This is a genomic window from Pseudomonadota bacterium, from assembly GCA_026388215.1.
Lineage (GTDB): Bacteria > Desulfobacterota > Syntrophorhabdia > Syntrophorhabdales > Syntrophorhabdaceae > JAPLKF01.
The window spans coordinates 1-2,497 of record JAPLKF010000224.1 but is presented as its reverse complement, the minus strand read 5'-3'; the positions used below and the strand labels follow the sequence as shown (position 1 = coordinate 2,497).

Below are 2,497 nucleotides of genomic sequence, written 5' to 3'. Positions count from 1 at the left end.
GGAGATTTTCCGCCCTTGATTTCATGGTAATATGCATAGGTCATTGGCTCGGCTTCACTTAAGACTTCACAATCTACTATCTTACCAATGAAAATTGTATGGGTTCCAACATCTGTGCTACTCTGAACTTCGCATTCCAGGTATCCTACTGTATTTTCTAAAAGTACCGGGGCGCCGGTTATACCGATTTTATAATTTTTATCTTTGAATTTTTCCAATTCCCTGCCTGATTTAAAACCAAAATGCCCTATAAGTGTCATAGGTGCCTCTTTTGATAAGATTGAAGCGACAAAGACCTTGCTTTCTTTTATAAACTCGTGTGTTAAATTCTGCTTATTTATACTGACTGCCAGTGTTGGTGGATCTGAAGTAATCTGGAATACCGTATTCGCAATCTGCCCATTAAGCTTCTCGCCCTTTTTTGAACTAATAACGTACATCCCATAACTAATCTTGTGAACCGCTTTAATATTCATTCAAATTTCCTCCTTTATTGTGTCAAAATATATCGCTTGTAACGATTGATGCCATACAGTGTCTTGTTATTGTAATATTTTCTTCAAATTCTTTCTACCAATAATTGTAAGAGGCATCGAAAAAAAATCCTGGAAATGTGTTGCTGTAAGTAAGTATTGAAAACATATATGTAAACGTTTTAAAATTGAAAACGAACGGTAATTGAAAATGAGGATGAAAAAAATTTCTATACTGTTTTTATTGGTTTTGCTTATGCACATCAATGTTGCAATGGCCGAAGCGCAAAATAACATTGTAACTTCTCCGAATAAAACGTTTGTTGTGGGTATTATCCATGATCCTCCTTTCACGATGAAGAATGATGAGGGAAAATGGAGCGGCATTAATGTGGAGCTGTGGTCCCAGATAGCTCGCAGTTTGAAGCTTGATTACACGTTCAAAGAGATGTCGTTCAATGAGCTCCTTCAAGACCTTGGACATGGCAAGATTGATGTTTCAGTGGCAGCATTGTTTATCACTGCGGAGCGTGAGCAGTTGTTTGACTTCACAATGCCTTTTGGCAACACCCGCCTTGCAGTTGCTACGCTTCCGGAAGCCATGGACCATCCCTGGTGGGCAGCTATTAAGATTTTCTTTTCCTGGGGGATTCTGAAGATCATCGTACTTTTCTTTTTAATCCTGTTCGTTATAGGCTTTGTATTCTGGCTCATCGAACGTGAAAGCAACCCTGACCATTTTGGAGGAGGTTTACTCAAAGGGATCAGCGCCGGTATTTATTGGGTAGGGTCAACGATGGCCTCTGGCACCTGTTTTGGGATCAGCCTTCATTCCATCCCTGGTCGAATCATGGGTTTATTGTGGATGCTGATTTGCGCTGTAGCGCTCAGCGCCTTTACTGCCGCCCTTGCCTCCTCCCTGACGGCACATCATTTCATGACCAGAACGATTAATACTGAAGCCTTAAGACACATGCGCATTGGAACTGTCAAGGGAAGTGTTCAGGCACAGCTTCTTCAACAGATGGGTGGAAACTATACCCTCTTTGCAGAAGAAGAGGATGTCCTTAAAGCCTTGACGGATAAAGAAATCGATGGATTTTTATACGATGAGGTGTCATTGCACTATTACGGGGAACATCAATATCGTAGAAAGATTTCTATCTACCCGACAAAATTGAAAAGGCTTTCTTTTGCCTTTGGTCTGTCGAAAGATAGTTCATTACGTAAGTCCATCAATGTCTCCCTGTTGAATATTATGAATGAACCTGGCTGGGAATTTCTACTCGCTCGCTATGGCCTGAACGAAAATTTTGAGGTAAAACAGATAAAGAGCGAAAGAAAAGGCAGGGCCTTTGAATTCATAGAAGAGTAAATACTGGATACATAGCGCCCCACTCTTGGTGAACTCGTGAGCACTTAGTAATATTCCTGCATTGTTTTCAGCAACTTCTTTTTCATCACTTTTATCGAAACTGTCTGTTGTATCAGGGGCTTAACTTTAATTACAGGCATCCTCTCCTCGAAGGTCGGGCGTTTGTTTTTGTAAATAACACCTATGGGTATCCGCTCTCCCCATTCAAGTGCCCTTTGAAATGCCTGTACCCTGTCTTCTGGATTATAGTCTGGCTCTATATGATAAACCCTCTGTCCATACCATGCATAGGTGTTTACTTTGTTGAAGGTTACGCAGGGTTGTAAAATATCTACAAGGGAGAACCCTTTATGGTTGACCGCTTCCTTTATCAACCCTTTTAAATGCTCCTGATCCCCCGCATAACCCCTTGCCACAAAACTGCAATCAAGGGCAATTGCCATCACCATCGGGTTCAATTGTTCTGACAGCACACCAAAGGGTTGGTTTTTAGTGACCATTCCCTCCATACTTGTAGGGGAAGCCTGGCCCTTGGTAAGTCCGTATATCTGGTTGTCATGGACAAAGAGCTTCACGCTGATATTTCTCCTTATGGCATGAATGAGGTGGTTTCCACCTTCACCATAGCAATCTCCATCACCTGCCACGG

The 2,497-nt window shown here is 41.8% G+C and carries 3 protein-coding genes; 1 reads left to right on the top strand and 2 read right to left on the bottom strand.

The features are described from left to right. Window positions 1-476: flavin reductase family protein (locus NTU69_11325; GenBank protein MCX5804098.1), on the bottom strand; the 476-nt coding region annotated here is incomplete at its 3' end. A gap of 214 nt (window positions 477-690) precedes the next feature. Between NTU69_11325 and NTU69_11320 the strand changes: the two genes are divergently transcribed. After that, the gene (locus tag NTU69_11320) at window positions 691-1,848 is read left to right on the top strand and encodes a transporter substrate-binding domain-containing protein (protein ID MCX5804097.1); all 1,158 of its coding nucleotides are present in this window, start codon (window positions 691-693) and stop codon (window positions 1,846-1,848) included. A gap of 44 nt (window positions 1,849-1,892) precedes the next feature. Here NTU69_11320 and NTU69_11315 read toward each other — a convergent pair. Then, window positions 1,893-2,497: thiamine pyrophosphate-dependent enzyme (locus NTU69_11315; protein ID MCX5804096.1), on the bottom strand; the 605-nt coding region annotated here is incomplete at its 5' end.

Bases quoted from the DNA above. Each gene is read 5' to 3' on its own strand.
- NTU69_11320 (MCX5804097.1), top strand. From the start codon at position 691: ATGAAAAAAATTTCTATACTGTTTTTATTGGTTTTGCTTATGCACATC.